The following is a 13,517-nucleotide window of genomic DNA, read 5'->3' on the forward strand; positions in this document are numbered from 1 at the left end:
CTCGATCAGCTAGAAGAAGTGTTGTACCAGCGCTGCCAAACCTTATTGAAACAGCCAGAATTAATTGGAGGGTTAACCGATTTTTACGGGTGGAGTGAACTCACTGCTATATCACAACTTATTCAACGGACTTGATATCAAGTGTATGCTCAGAGTGTCCTATTTCGCTAAAATAAGAGAGAATATGGGAGGCCTCAGATGTTAGAGATAATTGCGATCGTCATCTTTTCCGTTGCCACCTTTGCACTAGCCTATCTTCTAGGGTTAATTGGTATGGCCTTAACTGCTCTTTTTTTCATCCTAGAAGATATCCCTGGATGGGTGTGGACAGCCGTTTTATTAGCCTTGACTGTAGCCACGTATCGTGGCTTAAGATACTAAGATAGCGCGGAGCGCTAGGCAATAGGCTTGCTTGTATTACTTAGGGATTCATTGTTAATTGTTCGGTAAACAATTACTAATCGGAATATCTGGGTAAGCCTGGGTTTCTTCAATCTCTAGACTTAGATCCCGTTCATCCATTGATAAATCATAGCGAATTTTTACCACTGCTTTTAACTCTAAATTCTCTACATTCACGTTATCCCCTAATGCTTGCAGTCGCAGGGCTTCTAGGGGAATTGTTTCAGACATTGGGGGCAAACTCCCATTCTGATTATTAATTAATCTTGCTCCAGTATTGGTATACAAGGGAACCCAACGATTCTCCTGCAAAGCATAGATCTGATAAACGGCATTCGCATACCGAGTCAGAGGTTTATTGACAACATTAAGTTGAATCAGTAAGCCACCTTGTCTAGCCGAAGTTAAGCGTGATAAACGCAGTTGAGTTGTCCAATCTTGCTGGGTTTGAACTGGAGAATAAGTCGCCACAAAATTAGAGGGACAACGGAAAGACTTATCGACAATCAGTTGGGCGAGGTAGGGTGGAAATAGTTGATCCGGGTATAAGGTTTCAAAGGTTTGTTTGATCTCAACCAGATTCGGTAAAGGTGTGGAGAACTCTCTCATTAATTCTCCTAACAGAATCTCTTCATAGGTAGTATGGGACAGAGGTTGAACGGGATTAAAACGACCATCCGCCTCAATGATGATTTCTTGCCCTTCCTGCACAGAAACTTCGGCTAAATTTGGTAATTTAGGATTGCTTAATTCAATTTCTCCCTCTAAAACGGCATAATGGGTTTTATTCTCTTCTAATCTCTCGAGTAAATAGGTTGCGTCCCTGACGTTCGACTGAACACTGGAAGTACATCCACTACTGCCTCCATTAACTAACACTTGTCCCTGTTGGAGTTGAAAGCATTGGCTCCCCAGGACAAGAGCTGAATTGCTTCCCAAGCGGGCGATCGCCCCCGTGTTCAATTTCAGTTCGACTCTCGCTCCTGTCGTTTGAATCCGTTCCCCTAACTTCGCTTTCTCGTTTCTCCCCACCAGACGACGATTAATCAACACCTGTTGACCAACAATTTCGGCGATCGTTGCTTCCGTAATCCGAGCACTTTGGGCAAGACTGGGAGATAAGGAAGGTTGGGAAATAATGGCTAAACTCACAGTTGCCAAAAATACCCAGATCCACCGAGATAAGCGCCCAGATTTTCTCAGTTGTCTAACCAACGCAAAAAGTTTACCGATCATATATTTGGGTTAATTGACATCTTGAACATCCTGGGTAATATCAAATCCTTAAATATTTGTATCAATTTACCCTGGATAGGCAATTGGCTCTCAGCCAATTTTTAAATGCATGTTCATAGGGAAATGATATAACAACCTAAAGCAGACGATCAACCCTCATCAAAGTTCCCCAAATACTTATCGATCAACAGTCCTAACTTTTTGCGTGTTGCTTCTGGCATCGCTCCGGGTTGAGTGACAATGGCATATTTTAAGGCAGAATGGGCATCAGAAACGAAAGGATTCTCATGGAGCCTGCGTACAGTTTCTTGAATCACTTTTTGGGCATTTTCCGCGTTATGATGTAAGTTATCCAAAATCATTTCAACGGTCACATGATCGTGATCTGGATGCCAACAATCATAATCAGTGACTAAATTCAGACTAGCATAGGCAATTTCTGCTTCTCTCGCCAGTTTTGCCTCTGGAATGTTGGTCATGCCAATGACTGTTGCGCCCCAACTGCGATAGAGTTCAGATTCGGCTTGAGTGGAAAAAGCCGGCCCTTCCATGCACAGATATGTACCCTTTTCATGTAGGGTAATGTCCGGTAAGTCTAAACTGCCAATCGCTTCTGCTAGAACTTGACTCAATTGGTTACAAACGGGATGGCCAAAGGCTATATGAGCCACAATTCCATCGCCGAAGAAGGTTGAGGTTCGATGTTTGGTGCGGTCAATAAATTGGTGGGAAATCACTAAATCACGGGGTTTTATTTCTGCTTTCAGAGAACCGACGGCTGAGGCGGAAATGAGATATTCAACCCCTAGTTTTTTCATCGCATAAATATTGGCTTCAAAAGGGACTTCGGAGGGCATCAAATGATGACCTCGACTATGACGAGACAGAAACACGACCTGAGCGCCTGAAAGCTGACCAACAATCAGAGCATCCGATGGAGAACCAAAAGGGGTTTCGATTTCGATTTCTTGCACATTTTGCAGAGATTCCATCTGATAGAGTCCACTGCCACCAATAATGCCAATTTTAGCGCGAATTTCTGTTGAGTTAGTCATAGAAAAGAAGAGTCAAAAAAAGGACTTCTGACCTACCTTATCATCAAACTTGGATCATTTATAGTGCTTTACGCTAGGCAATCGCCAATAGAGGAGGAGCGCATTTTATGTTACTCTGTAGTTCAAGTTATGATAAGCGTTCGCCAAGGGCGAAACGGAGTTTTATCGCTGTGACCCTCAATCCTCCTGATACCCTAAAACAAAAACCACAAACTGCCCCCAAAGCCGGTCAACCTGCGACTCGGATTTTCCTATCTACGTTCATTACCATTTTCTTAGCCGAGATTGGGGATAAAACTCAAGTTACAACCCTGCTGATGACCGCAGAATCCCATGCTCCTTGGATTGTTTTCCTGGGTGCGGGTAGTGCTTTAGTTTTAACCAGTTTCCTAGGGGTTTGGTTAGGTCAATGGTTAGCCTCCCATCTGACTCCCCGTTTGCTCGATACCTTGGCTGGAGGGGTTTTGTTGGTTATTTCCGTGGCTTTGTTGTGGGATATGTTACAGATTTAAGCGAAGAGAGAAGGGTTAATAAAAAGAAGGAAGGTAATCGCCGAAATTGACAAGTCAGTCCTTAAGTTTGTATTATAGTGTAGTATGATAAGAGGCTCCTCTATTTGAAGATTCATGACTCCAAAACGTTTAATTAAGATCAGTAAATATCTGAGTAAACATCTGCGTCATCAACCTGAACGGATTGGATTAACCCTAGAATCGGGAGGCTGGGTAGAGGTGAATCAACTGCTCAAAGCTTGTCAAAACAACCAATTTCCCGTCTCTTTTCTAGAATTAGAGGAAGTCGTCAAAACGAATGATAAAAAACGATTTTCTTTTAACGAAACCCAGACCAAAATTCGTGCCAATCAAGGTCATAGCTATCCCATTGACTTACAACTAGAGCCGATAGAACCGCCGGACATCCTCTACCATGGCACTTACCAGAAAGCCATCCGATCGATTCTCAAACAAGGACTACTCAAACAGTCCAGGCATCACGTTCATCTGTCCTCAGAGATAGCAACCGCGATCCAAGTTGGTCAACGGCGAGGTAAACCCATTGTCTTAGAAATTGCAGCCCAAACCCTGCACGATCAAGGCTATTGCTTTTACCAGTCGGAGAATGGGGTGTGGTTAGTAGACAGTGTACCACCAGAGTATCTCAAAATTATCCCCAACCCCAAGAAAGAGAAGCCGAAGCTGATAACCGTGTAACGGTTGATTCTTGAGAAAACGCCTTTTTTACTCGTAAACTATGGACTCTTTTTATTTCGATTATCCTCAAAGCTCTCCGAACTATAACAACCAAGCTCAAAGTCGAGGCTTATTAAGCAGTGGCTGGCGACCCTTAAATCGTCAATTTGATTGGGAGCATTTTTCCTATTTGCTGGCCAATGACTTTTGGGAACTCAACAACAAAACCATGGGCGCTATCAGTGACCTGGCTGATGCTCTAGGTCGCAACCAATATGCTTGGTGGGCTAATGTTTTTAATCTCTTTTCTGAAAACACGCGCTATAACCTAGAAGAATATTGGGACTATATTACCCCCCAACCCCCGTTTCCCGACTATCGCTATAAAGACGTACTCATGACGGAAACCCCTGTAGTACAATCGGTAAGTCGCGATCGCATTCCCATTGATTTTGTCCTCAACCGTCTACAAGAAATCACCGTCTTCAAAATCCTTGCTGTCCTCGACCAACCCAACGTAATTACCCAATACTATCTTGACCGCTATTTCTACTATCCCATCAATCGCTTTAGCCAAAAAACCGGCATCAACTCCTCCTCTAGCCAATCCTCCAAAGACTTTTGGGAGCGTCTAGAAATCCTAGGAACCGTCTATGCATGCTGGGAAAACGCTAAAGTATGGCTACAAATCGAAAACCTGGGACGAGGGAAACGGCGCTATACCCTGATTGCCGACAATATTGCCCCCCTTGTCAATAAAGCCACCTATAACCTTGCCGTGATGCTCAGTGGCTATCAAAGTCGAGTCGGACAAGTGCAAAGTCACTTTCCTATCCGCACCTTTCCCTCTGACATTCAAGGATTTACTGACCGCGTACAACAAAGCATCCTCGACCAAAAACAATTGGCTATCCTTGTCCATGGTGAACCCGGAACCGGGAAAACCGCATGGACACAAGCTGTAGCCAAAGAAATTCTCATGCCCCTAGGATACGTGATTTTCATTCTCGATCATGATGCCGTAGAAAACTTTGTCCCTCCCACCTACCTCGAAAAAATTTGTCTGGTCATTAACGAAGCAGATAACCTTGCTCAAGACCGTGCTGTAACCGCCAAGCAAGACAACACCAAAACCGAACATATCTTGAGTTTATTAGATGGAACCCTCTATCAAAGTGTCATTGATGAAGACGGGATTCAACTACAACAACGCCTCGTGGTAATGATGACCTGCAATACCACAGAACGACTCGATCGCGCTATGCTCCGTAAAGGTCGAATCGATCTGATGCATCACTTTACCCATCATTTTGTCTCCTAGATTTCTTACAGAAGTCAGGCAAAAGGCAAAAGGCAATTGAGTACAGTCTTGAATCCTTCAAAACTTACAGCGCAAAGCGCTGTGATGGGGGGATAGAGGGAGCAAACAAAAGACTCGGTGGAGCTTTTAGCTGTTCTAGCTATCGCTAAAAACAGTCATTAATGTACCTCATAGCAGAGAAAAATGCTGTAAGTAATGAGTAATGAGTAAAATATGACAGAACTTAAAATTTTTTCAAAATCTCCTGATTTGCTAAAGAAAATTATTGAAACGGCTTTATCTGAAAGGTTACGAAGTGTTGAAAAGGGTATTGAGCAAACCCAAGAACGGATTAAAGTGTTTGAAAATCAGTATCAACTTTCAACAGAAGAATTTATCAAACGTTTTAATGATAATGAATTGGCTCATAGCTTTGACTTTGATGAATGGGTGGGAGAATCTCGAATGCTAGAACATTTACAAACTACGAAAGAAATGTTAGAGGACGTTTATTTTGTTAATTGAAGATTATGTTCAGGAGATTCAAGATTTAATCGATCAACTTTGCTCGGTTCTGTCCTGTCACATAGATTGGGACAAAAGGGGAATTTATGAAGGATTTATACGAGGTCAAATTCAATTTACCGATCATTCATTACTCCATTTACGAGAATTTGTTTATGTTGAAACTAGAATTGACAGGAAAATGTATAGCTATCAATATATGAATCCAGCAAAATCAATTATTTTTCGTTATGACAACACTGACCATCATCGACAACTCAATCTTTCTAATTTTCCCCATCATAAACATGATGGTAGTGAAGAGAATGTGGTGAGTTCAAGCGCTCCAACTATAGGAGATGTTTTGAAGGAAATCGAAACACTTTTGATGAGTGATGGGTGTTAGAATAAAGTTTTGTCTTACTCTGAAGACAATCGCTATGGAACTGGGCTTACACAAATGGGGCATAATTTGGGTTTACAGATTCCCCATCAATTGGCAGTGAATTGGGGTTTAGATAAAACTTCGGTGGTAGAAATTCTAGAAATAGAAGAGGGGCTACTCATTCGTAAAAAGTCTTCTCCACCTAGCCTTGATGATCTATTAGCAAGCATTCCGCCAGAGTTTACTTATCCTGATGACGTTGCAGATTTTGTTAGGAATGAAACCAAGGGCAATGAGCTTCTTTAACATCCTCTCAGAACCCCCTAACCCTAGTTTTCAAGGGATTAATACCGAAGGCTTGATATTCGCTTTTCGGCACATACTCCTCTACTTTAACAATAAGAAATAAAGCCGTCCTTCTAGGACGGGGTTTCAGGCCCAAAATTTTCTATGATCCAGAATGAGAACGAAAGAGTGTTACCAGTACGGTTAAACCAGAAATTCAAACCTTAATCCCCATTCCTGACCCTTATCGAATTAAGGGGTCGGTGATTGCGGAACAGTTGCGTATCGTGGATTTAAGTTCGCGGTGGTGGCGGAATACGGGGGAAATACTTTCTGCTGAATTTGTGGAACAGGTGGTTACTGTTCTGAAATTGATTATTGATTAGGGTTTAATGAATATAGGGTATTTCCGGTTTCCGCAAGCGGACAGGAACACGAATCCAATGAAAAAACTATCTCAACGACTCTATGTTTAGTTTAGCCTTCCATACCACTAGCCCCCAACTCGGTTTAGCTCTCCAAGACCAAACCGGAAATACCCGCTTCCAAACCTGGAACCTCGGCCATGAAACCTCTAACCAACTACACCATTTACTCGGAACGTTCATTGAACCCTTAAATTGGCAAGACTTAAGCTGGTTAGCTGTCGCCAAAGGCCCTGGTGGCTTTACCGGGACTCGCCTAGGTATGGTCACGGCTCGTACCCTGGCCCAACAGCTTCATTTACCCTTGTTTGCTATTTCTTCCCTAGCTGCTGTCGCCTGGTTTCACCGAGAGCAACATCCAGTCATAGCTGTAGAAATGCCTGCGCAACGAGGGCAGCGGTTTGGTGCCATTTATCAGGTTAACACCTATCCCATTATCCCCCTCATTCCGGATCAAGTGTTTACCCCTGAAGGATGGGAAAAGACGTTGGAGCAGCATTCATATCCTTTAATTCAAAACCCATCGGATTTGGGTCAAACGGTCATTAGCGTGTTAGAGTTGGCACACTTAGGATGGGAAGAAGGAGAACGGCACAGTTGGGTTGATGCCCTCCCTTTTTACGGACAACATCCAGTGCAGTAATCTAGAGAAATATAGCGGTATTTAAAACATCTGTAGGGGTGAACAGCCGTTCACCCCCATATCTATCTCTGAATCTTTTTAGGGTCTAATTTTTAGATGGGTTTCAGATTAAACCTCTTTCTTGCTTTTACGCAAACCGGTCATCCCTAATGCAGCTAATCCCAAAACGGCGGCAGTGCTGGAAGGTTCAGGAACTGAAACCATTGCTTCTCCAGTAACTCCGCGAACGGCAATCACTACATCATTGAAATCTCGGTCAGAAGAGCCACCCTCATCCTTGTGGACTCCCCAGATATCTTCAAATCCCATGAGTACCCAATTTTCGTTTTCGTTGGTGAGCTGATTAAAATACTCATACTCATAGGCAATCACATGCTGGAGTTCATCACCGTTCAATGCAGCTTGAGCGCCAAAGATGTGACCATTCGGGTTACGTGCGCCATTGGCTCTAATCATGAAATTGAGTGAAGTTTCTCCCTCAAAGGTTCCTAAGCTGACTCCATCCCCTAAACTCATTGCACCGAGTCCATTGTTACCCAGAGTTTTCTCTCTATTTAGAAAGTCAGTTTTCCAGTTAATCGTATTCGTCAAACTGGTTATTTTATCAGCAACATCTTGTTCTGTAGCCGAAGCTAACCAGTTGAGTTCTTCATTGACTTTATCAAGGTCGCGATTATATCGGTTCAAAACCCACCATTGATTAGAGGGGGTATTAGCTTTGTTTTGTTCGAGTTGAGCTTTCTGAGCTTTGAGGGAAGCAACGCGAGTGGCAACACTTTGCTCTAGGTCTGATCTCGTCTTGGTGAGAGAGTCCAGTTCTCTCTGATAGCGATCGAGGTCAGCTTGATCCTCATTCATAATGCTCTCTGTGGAAGCAATATCATCAAAAATCATTTGCGCGTCTTCACCATTGGCAGAGAATAACAATTGATTCCGATACCAAGCGCCTTCATTGATAAAGAAAACATCAACTGAATCTGCTCCTCCTGTCCAACGTAGGGTTTCTGGGTCGAGTTGCAGCATACTTGCAGAAGCATCATCGAGTCGTAAGGATTCCTGCCTGACTCTTGAGTTAAAGGTGTCAAACAAATCTTGGCGATCGGTCTTTAGGTTAAAACCATAGGCAGAGGTGGCAGATAATAAACCGGTAGCGGTTGCAGCAGCGAGGGCGAGAGTGGGGTTGAGTTTCATAAAGTAAGCTCCGTTTCTGTGTGAAGTAAAATTAATTTTGTAGGGAAGAATTTGAATAAGATTTGAAGAACAGTGCAATTGTTGTGTTTCTTCCGCGCAACCCTGAGCAATTTGGCTATTACAATCCAGTTTAGGATCGACTATAAGGGTTTGTCTTCGGGAGCTTAACTGAATTTTGAGCCTCTCAATTATGAAGATTCTATGTGGCTCAGTATTCATGCTTAATGGACGAAAGGTTGCTGCGATCGCGACTTTCAAGGGAATTAGCGCTTCATTAGCATCTGTTTCATCCCTTCAGATTTTGACTGAATTTTGAGCAAAGCTATTTTGAAGATGGGGTAAATCTTGCGGTATTTATGGAGAATTGACATCAATAGAGAGGATGATTATGGGTTATACGTTCAAAAAAGTTTTTTTAGTTCTATTATCTACGGTTCTGGGCACTTATATCTGGAGCGACATTCTAGTCAGTAGCCCTTCCGTAGGTCGGGTTCGTTCTTTTGAGGATTGGTGCAAGGATCGGAGTATTTCTAATGCTCAAAAGTATACAGTTTCGGTGTTATTGAAGATGGCAGAAACTTCGGAATGTGGGGAAGCGCAGCAGGTTTTAGGGGAGTTGGTTAATCTGGATTTAGGAAATCGAGAGATCGAGGATATTGCCCCATTGTCGAGTTTGACGCATTTGAAGGGGCTGAATTTGAGTTTTAATCAGATTCGAGATATTACGCCTTTAGGAAATTTAAGTCAGCTCAGTTTTTTATTATTGTCGGGGAATAAAATTGAGAATATTTCACCTTTAGGGAGTTTAGTGAATCTCAGTTATGTAATTCTCGATCGCAACCAAATCCGCAATCTCCCCCCATCTTTCCCGAATTTACGCCAATTGACGGCCTTAGATCTGCAAAATAACCCGTTGGTGGAGAAAAAGTGCCCGGTTACTCCAGCGACGGTGTGTTTATTCAGTAATGATGCCTTGGATGTTTTTGCTCAAGCGGAACAAGCGTATCAACAGGGGAACTTTGAGGAAGCGTTGGTGACGTTTGCCCAGGCTAGGGAAGTTTATCAAGAGAGTGGCGATCGCCGCAAGGAAGCCGATAGTCTGAATCGTATGGGGGATATCTATAGCCAACTGAGCGAATATGCAAAGTCAATTACCATCCGTCGCCAAGCGTTAACCATTCGTCAGTCTTTGCAAGATTTACCGGGAATTGGAGCATCCCTGACCAGTTTAGCGGATAGTTATGAGAAACTGGGACAATATCCCCAAGCGCGATCGGCTTTGCAAGCAGCGCTGGAGAATATGAAAGAGCAGGAACAAGGAGGTATTCCTCTGGAAGGAGGACTCTATGAGCTGCCCAAGGATCAAGGCGAATTGTATAACGCTTTGGCGCGGGTGCAGAATAAGATGGGAGAGCATCAAGAGGCGCTGAAGTCTGCACAGACGGCCTTAAAATATTACAACTTGCTCCCGGATGGCTATGAAGGGAAAGACTTTGGACTGGGTAATACCTTCGATCAAATTGGCATTACCTATAACTATTTGGGACAGGTGCAAGAGGCTCAATCTTTTCTCAATCAGGCGCTTGAGTTAGGACAACAAAGGGGCGATCGCGCGGTCATAGCCAATAGCTTAACCCATTTGGGTGAAGTTGCTAGCTCTCAAGGAGAAATGCCAACGGCTTTAGATTATTATCGCCAGGCGTTAGAAATACGGAAACAAATTGGCGATCGCGCCGGATCGGGTATAATTCTCAATCAAATTGGCGCACTCTATATCAGTCAAGAGGATTATCGCCGTGCTATTCCCCCACTGCAAGAAGCGATTACCCTTTGGGAATCTCTGCGCCCTGGGTTACGGGATGGGGATAAAGTATCTCTGTTTGAAACCCAAGTAACCACTTACGAACAATTACAACAAGCACTAATTGCTGAAGAGCAAGCTGAAGCTGCTCTAGAAATTGCTGAACGATCCAGAGCCAGGGCATTTGTGGAATTACTCGCCGCTCGATTAAGTGGCAAGCCTTCAGAAATCTTTGATACTCCCGATCCACCCTCATTAGCGAAAATTCGTCGCATTGCTCAGGAACAGCAAGCCACGCTCGTGCAATATTCCATTGTGGGAGACACTCTATATATATGGGTAATTAAGCCCAATGGACTGATTGAGTTGCGATCGCAAAACTTAGAAGACTTAGGGATTACCCTAGAAGATGCCGCCGAACGTACCCGCGTTGCCGCAGTCACCGGCAGAAGTCGCGGCATTCAACGGGGAGTAAATCAGTGGGTACAAGCCACCCGCTCCGGAGTACAAGACAACCAGCTAGAACCGAGTACCCACACCCAGAAACGGCGCGTTAATCGTCGTTTAAAGAAAAGCTACGAACTCCTGATTGAACCCATTGTCGATTTACTGCCCAGCACTCCCCAAGAACCAGTGATTTTCATACCGCACGGCAGTTTATTTTTAGTTCCCTTTCCCGCATTACAAGATGAACAGGGCGTATATCTAATCGAGAAGCATACCTTACTCACTGCTCCTTCCATTCAAGTTTTGGGACTCGCTCGCCAACGGGCTAGGCAGTTATCTTCAGATCTCACCCGTGCATTAGTCGTCGGCAACCCGCAAATGCCCAGCCTAGCCGAGTCTCTAGAAGCCGAACCAGAACCCCTTTCCCCCCTCCCCGGAGCCGAAGCCGAAGCCCTTGTCATCGCCGATTTACTGGGCACTGAAGCCCTCATTGGAACCGAAGCAACCGAGGAGAAGATTACCGAGCAGATGGAAAAAGCCTCTTTAATTCATTTAGCCACCCATGGGTTATTGGATGAACTGGAAGTGTTAGGATTTCGGACTCCTGGAGCCTTAGCCTTTACCTCTACTGGAAACACTCGTGCGACGGATGGATGGCTCACCTCCGAGGAAATCCTGGATCTGAATTTAACCGCTCAGTTGGTCGTTCTCAGTGCTTGTAATACGGGACGAGGAGAGATTACTGGAGATGGGATTATTGGCTTATCGCGCTCTTTAATTGCGGCTGGAACTCCTAGCGTATTGGTCTCCTTGTGGGCAGTTCCCGATGCTCCCACCTCCGAGTTGATGCAAGCTTTTTATCGGGAACTACCGAAAACGAATAATCGAGCGGCAGCTTTGCGTCAAGCCATGTTAACCACCATGGAAACATTTCCTAATCCTAACGCTTGGGCGGCTTTTACCTTAGTGGGAGAAGGAAACGATCCCAATTAAAAATTAAACAATTAAAAATGGGTATGCGCTGCTACCATAATCTTATTATTGATTACCAGCGTGTAGTGCTATATCCATGAAAGTGCCTAAATCTGAGAACCGACAACTATTAGAGCGCTTGATTTTTGACGATCAAATTCCTGAAGATTGGGCGAGGGATGTTTGGGATATGAGTCCCACGTTGGGTGAGACGGCGGCTAAGTTAGTGGATGGGTTTGCTGCCGTGATTGAGTGTTGCTCAGATGAGAAGCTAGATAATTTGGTGCGATCGCTCTATCGTAATCAACTAGAAGAATAATTGCGCTCACCCTACCCTATATGTCACCCCAACAACTCGGATTAATTATTGGTGGACTCGTTCCGGCACTTTTGTATGGTGTTGCCGGGATATTTGCGAAAGTCAGCACTACTGCGGGAATGCCGGTAGGCGCTCATTTGATCTGCATTGGTGTCATGGTGAGTCTGGTGGGAGCCATCATGCAGCAAGTCTTACCTGCCCCCCTACCGTCAACTGGTGCAATGATTTCATCCTCTATGCTTGGCCTACTGTGGGGCTTAGGAACGGGGTTTGTAGCCCTGGGGTTAATCAAATATCAAGCTCCCCTGTCTAAGCTGGTTCCCCTCTACAACATGAATACTTTAATTACGGTAGTGTTAGCTTTAATCATCTTTCTGGAATGGAAAACAGTCGATCCACTTAAACTCAGTGTGGGCGCAATTTTAGTGATTGTCGGTGGACTTTTAGTTTCTAAAGCCTAGGTCAATTAATAATTGATTGAGTAAAACTGGGTTTTCCCTATTCCCTATTCCCTCTCTTCCAAACATGACTGAACTGAAAAACGCAACGATATTACTGACTGGTGCATCGGGAGGATTTGGTCAGGAGTTTATCAAACAACTGGTGAAGGCAGAAAGCCGATTAATTCTAACAGATATCGATCAAAAGGCGATCGCCAAAACACTGGAAACCCTGGATCTTCACTCGAGCGATCGAATTCTTGCTACTCTAGAGACCGATCTTACCTCTAGGGCGGGATGTGAGGATCTTTATCAACAGGTCAAAGCGCTCAATCAGCCGATTGATATTCTGATTAATAATGCGGGTATTGCCCTATTTGGGCGCATTGATGAAATCCCGACCCAAAAATGGGAACAACTGATGGAGTTGAATTTGATTACTCCCATGCGCTTAACGACCCAATTTTTACCGGAAATGATTGAACGCAAAACCGGGCATATTGTCAATATTTCCTCGGTTGCCGGTTGGTGTGCGCCAGGGGGGTTAACCCATTATGCCACCAGTAAATTTGGCTTGCGCGGCTTTAGTGAGGGTCTGCGAGATGAGTTGAAACCCTACAATATCAAGGTTACGGCGGTATATCCCTATTTTAGCCGAACTCCAATTCTGCGATCGCCCCGCTATGGCACTCTAGCGACAACAGTTCCTGGTTTCCCCGAAAGTGAAGCCACGAATCCAGCAATGGTGATTGCCAATGTTCTCGAAGGAATTCTCAAGAATCGAGCCGCAGTTTTTCCCGATCCAACGGCTAAAGCGATTCATGTAATTAAGCGCTATTCACCCGCCCTATTAGAGTGGCTGACTCAGCGATTAACGCAGAAAATTTCTCAAGGTTGAATGAACCCTGAATAAAGCGCTAGA

Annotated in this window: 15 protein-coding genes; 12 read left to right on the top strand and 3 right to left on the bottom strand. The window is 44.2% G+C overall.

What is annotated here, in order from left to right; translation table 11 throughout:
* Nucleotides 1–198 precede the first annotated feature (198 nt).
* Nucleotides 199–381 (top strand): hypothetical protein, encoded by a 183-nt coding sequence (locus PN466_RS10130; protein ID WP_271939309.1) that lies wholly within the window; start codon nucleotides 199–201, stop codon nucleotides 379–381.
* Nucleotides 382–435: 54 nt separating this feature from the next.
* Here the strand turns inward: PN466_RS10130 and PN466_RS10135 are convergent, their stop codons facing one another.
* Nucleotides 436–1,638: a hypothetical protein gene (locus PN466_RS10135; protein WP_271939310.1), complete on the bottom strand. Its 1,203-nt coding sequence runs from the start codon at nucleotides 1,636–1,638 to the stop codon at nucleotides 436–438.
* A 149-nt stretch (nucleotides 1,639–1,787) separates the two neighbouring features.
* A complete protein-coding gene (locus PN466_RS10140) occupies nucleotides 1,788–2,693 on the bottom strand; it encodes an S-methyl-5'-thioadenosine phosphorylase (RefSeq protein ID WP_271939311.1) in 906 nt (301 codons plus the stop codon).
* A gap of 107 nt (nucleotides 2,694–2,800) precedes the next feature.
* Between PN466_RS10140 and PN466_RS10145 the strand changes: the two genes are divergently transcribed.
* From PN466_RS10145 to tsaB, 7 genes are all read left to right on the top strand, one after another.
* Entirely contained in the window at nucleotides 2,801–3,205 is a 405-nt protein-coding gene (locus tag PN466_RS10145; protein ID WP_271939312.1) for a TMEM165/GDT1 family protein, read from the top strand.
* 114 nt (nucleotides 3,206–3,319) lie between these two features.
* Nucleotides 3,320–3,904, top strand: a complete 585-nt coding sequence (locus tag PN466_RS10150; RefSeq protein ID WP_271939314.1) for an RNA 2'-phosphotransferase — start codon at nucleotides 3,320–3,322, stop codon at nucleotides 3,902–3,904.
* 40 nt (nucleotides 3,905–3,944) lie between these two features.
* Complete coding sequence (locus PN466_RS10155; protein WP_271939317.1) at nucleotides 3,945–5,204, top strand: AAA family ATPase; 1,260 nt, start codon at nucleotides 3,945–3,947, stop codon at nucleotides 5,202–5,204.
* Between the two features lie 213 nt (nucleotides 5,205–5,417).
* A complete protein-coding gene (locus PN466_RS10160) occupies nucleotides 5,418–5,708 on the top strand; it encodes a hypothetical protein (RefSeq protein ID WP_271939319.1) in 291 nt (96 codons plus the stop codon).
* A complete protein-coding gene (locus tag PN466_RS10165) occupies nucleotides 5,698–6,093 on the top strand; it encodes a toxin-antitoxin system TumE family protein (protein ID WP_271939321.1) in 396 nt (131 codons plus the stop codon). Before PN466_RS10160 ends, PN466_RS10165 begins: the two co-directional genes overlap by 11 nt.
* Nucleotides 6,094–6,102: 9 nt before the next feature.
* Nucleotides 6,103–6,378, top strand: coding sequence for an AbrB/MazE/SpoVT family DNA-binding domain-containing protein (locus PN466_RS10170; RefSeq protein WP_271939323.1), 276 nt, complete (start codon nucleotides 6,103–6,105; stop codon nucleotides 6,376–6,378).
* Between the two features lie 447 nt (nucleotides 6,379–6,825).
* Entirely contained in the window at nucleotides 6,826–7,425 is a 600-nt protein-coding gene (gene tsaB / locus PN466_RS10175; protein WP_271939324.1) for a tRNA (adenosine(37)-N6)-threonylcarbamoyltransferase complex dimerization subunit type 1 TsaB, read from the top strand.
* A 108-nt stretch (nucleotides 7,426–7,533) separates the two neighbouring features.
* Here the strand turns inward: tsaB and PN466_RS10180 are convergent, their stop codons facing one another.
* Nucleotides 7,534–8,616: a DUF4114 domain-containing protein gene (locus PN466_RS10180; protein WP_271939325.1), complete on the bottom strand. Its 1,083-nt coding sequence runs from the start codon at nucleotides 8,614–8,616 to the stop codon at nucleotides 7,534–7,536.
* A gap of 388 nt (nucleotides 8,617–9,004) precedes the next feature.
* On the opposite strand from PN466_RS10180, the gene PN466_RS10185 reads away from it, so the two are divergent.
* The 4 genes from PN466_RS10185 to PN466_RS10200 all read left to right on the top strand — a co-directional run bounded on the left by PN466_RS10185 (nucleotide 9,005) and on the right by PN466_RS10200 (nucleotide 13,493).
* Nucleotides 9,005–11,857: a CHAT domain-containing protein gene (locus PN466_RS10185; protein ID WP_271939326.1), complete on the top strand. Its 2,853-nt coding sequence runs from the start codon at nucleotides 9,005–9,007 to the stop codon at nucleotides 11,855–11,857.
* 76 nt (nucleotides 11,858–11,933) lie between these two features.
* A complete protein-coding gene (locus tag PN466_RS10190; protein WP_271939329.1) occupies nucleotides 11,934–12,155 on the top strand; it encodes a hypothetical protein in 222 nt (73 codons plus the stop codon).
* A 20-nt stretch (nucleotides 12,156–12,175) separates the two neighbouring features.
* Entirely contained in the window at nucleotides 12,176–12,616 is a 441-nt protein-coding gene (locus PN466_RS10195; RefSeq protein WP_271939330.1) for a hypothetical protein, read from the top strand.
* Nucleotides 12,617–12,680: 64 nt separating this feature from the next.
* On the top strand, nucleotides 12,681–13,493 hold the full coding sequence (locus PN466_RS10200; RefSeq protein WP_271939331.1) for an SDR family NAD(P)-dependent oxidoreductase: 813 nt from the start codon (nucleotides 12,681–12,683) through the stop codon (nucleotides 13,491–13,493).
* Nucleotides 13,494–13,517: the final 24 nt, after the last annotated feature.

This window comes from Roseofilum reptotaenium CS-1145, from assembly GCF_028330985.1.
Taxonomy (GTDB): Bacteria; Cyanobacteriota; Cyanobacteriia; order Cyanobacteriales; family Desertifilaceae; genus Roseofilum; species Roseofilum reptotaenium.

Excerpts from the sequence above, each read along its gene's own strand:
- PN466_RS10130 (WP_271939309.1), top strand. The coding sequence starts at position 199 with ATGTTAGAGATAATTGCGATCGTCATCTTTTCCGTTGCCACCTTTGCA.
- PN466_RS10135 (WP_271939310.1), bottom strand. The coding sequence starts at position 1,638 with ATGATCGGTAAACTTTTTGCGTTGGTTAGACAACTGAGAAAATCTGGG.
- PN466_RS10140 (WP_271939311.1), bottom strand. The coding sequence starts at position 2,693 with ATGACTAACTCAACAGAAATTCGCGCTAAAATTGGCATTATTGGTGGC.
- PN466_RS10145 (WP_271939312.1), top strand. The coding sequence starts at position 2,801 with ATGTTACTCTGTAGTTCAAGTTATGATAAGCGTTCGCCAAGGGCGAAA.
- PN466_RS10150 (WP_271939314.1), top strand. The coding sequence starts at position 3,320 with ATGACTCCAAAACGTTTAATTAAGATCAGTAAATATCTGAGTAAACAT.
- PN466_RS10155 (WP_271939317.1), top strand. The coding sequence starts at position 3,945 with ATGGACTCTTTTTATTTCGATTATCCTCAAAGCTCTCCGAACTATAAC.
- PN466_RS10160 (WP_271939319.1), top strand. The coding sequence starts at position 5,418 with ATGACAGAACTTAAAATTTTTTCAAAATCTCCTGATTTGCTAAAGAAA.
- tsaB (WP_271939324.1), top strand. The coding sequence starts at position 6,826 with ATGTTTAGTTTAGCCTTCCATACCACTAGCCCCCAACTCGGTTTAGCT.
- PN466_RS10180 (WP_271939325.1), bottom strand. The coding sequence starts at position 8,616 with ATGAAACTCAACCCCACTCTCGCCCTCGCTGCTGCAACCGCTACCGGT.
- PN466_RS10185 (WP_271939326.1), top strand. The coding sequence starts at position 9,005 with ATGGGTTATACGTTCAAAAAAGTTTTTTTAGTTCTATTATCTACGGTT.
- PN466_RS10190 (WP_271939329.1), top strand. The coding sequence starts at position 11,934 with ATGAAAGTGCCTAAATCTGAGAACCGACAACTATTAGAGCGCTTGATT.
- PN466_RS10195 (WP_271939330.1), top strand. The coding sequence starts at position 12,176 with ATGTCACCCCAACAACTCGGATTAATTATTGGTGGACTCGTTCCGGCA.
- PN466_RS10200 (WP_271939331.1), top strand. The coding sequence starts at position 12,681 with ATGACTGAACTGAAAAACGCAACGATATTACTGACTGGTGCATCGGGA.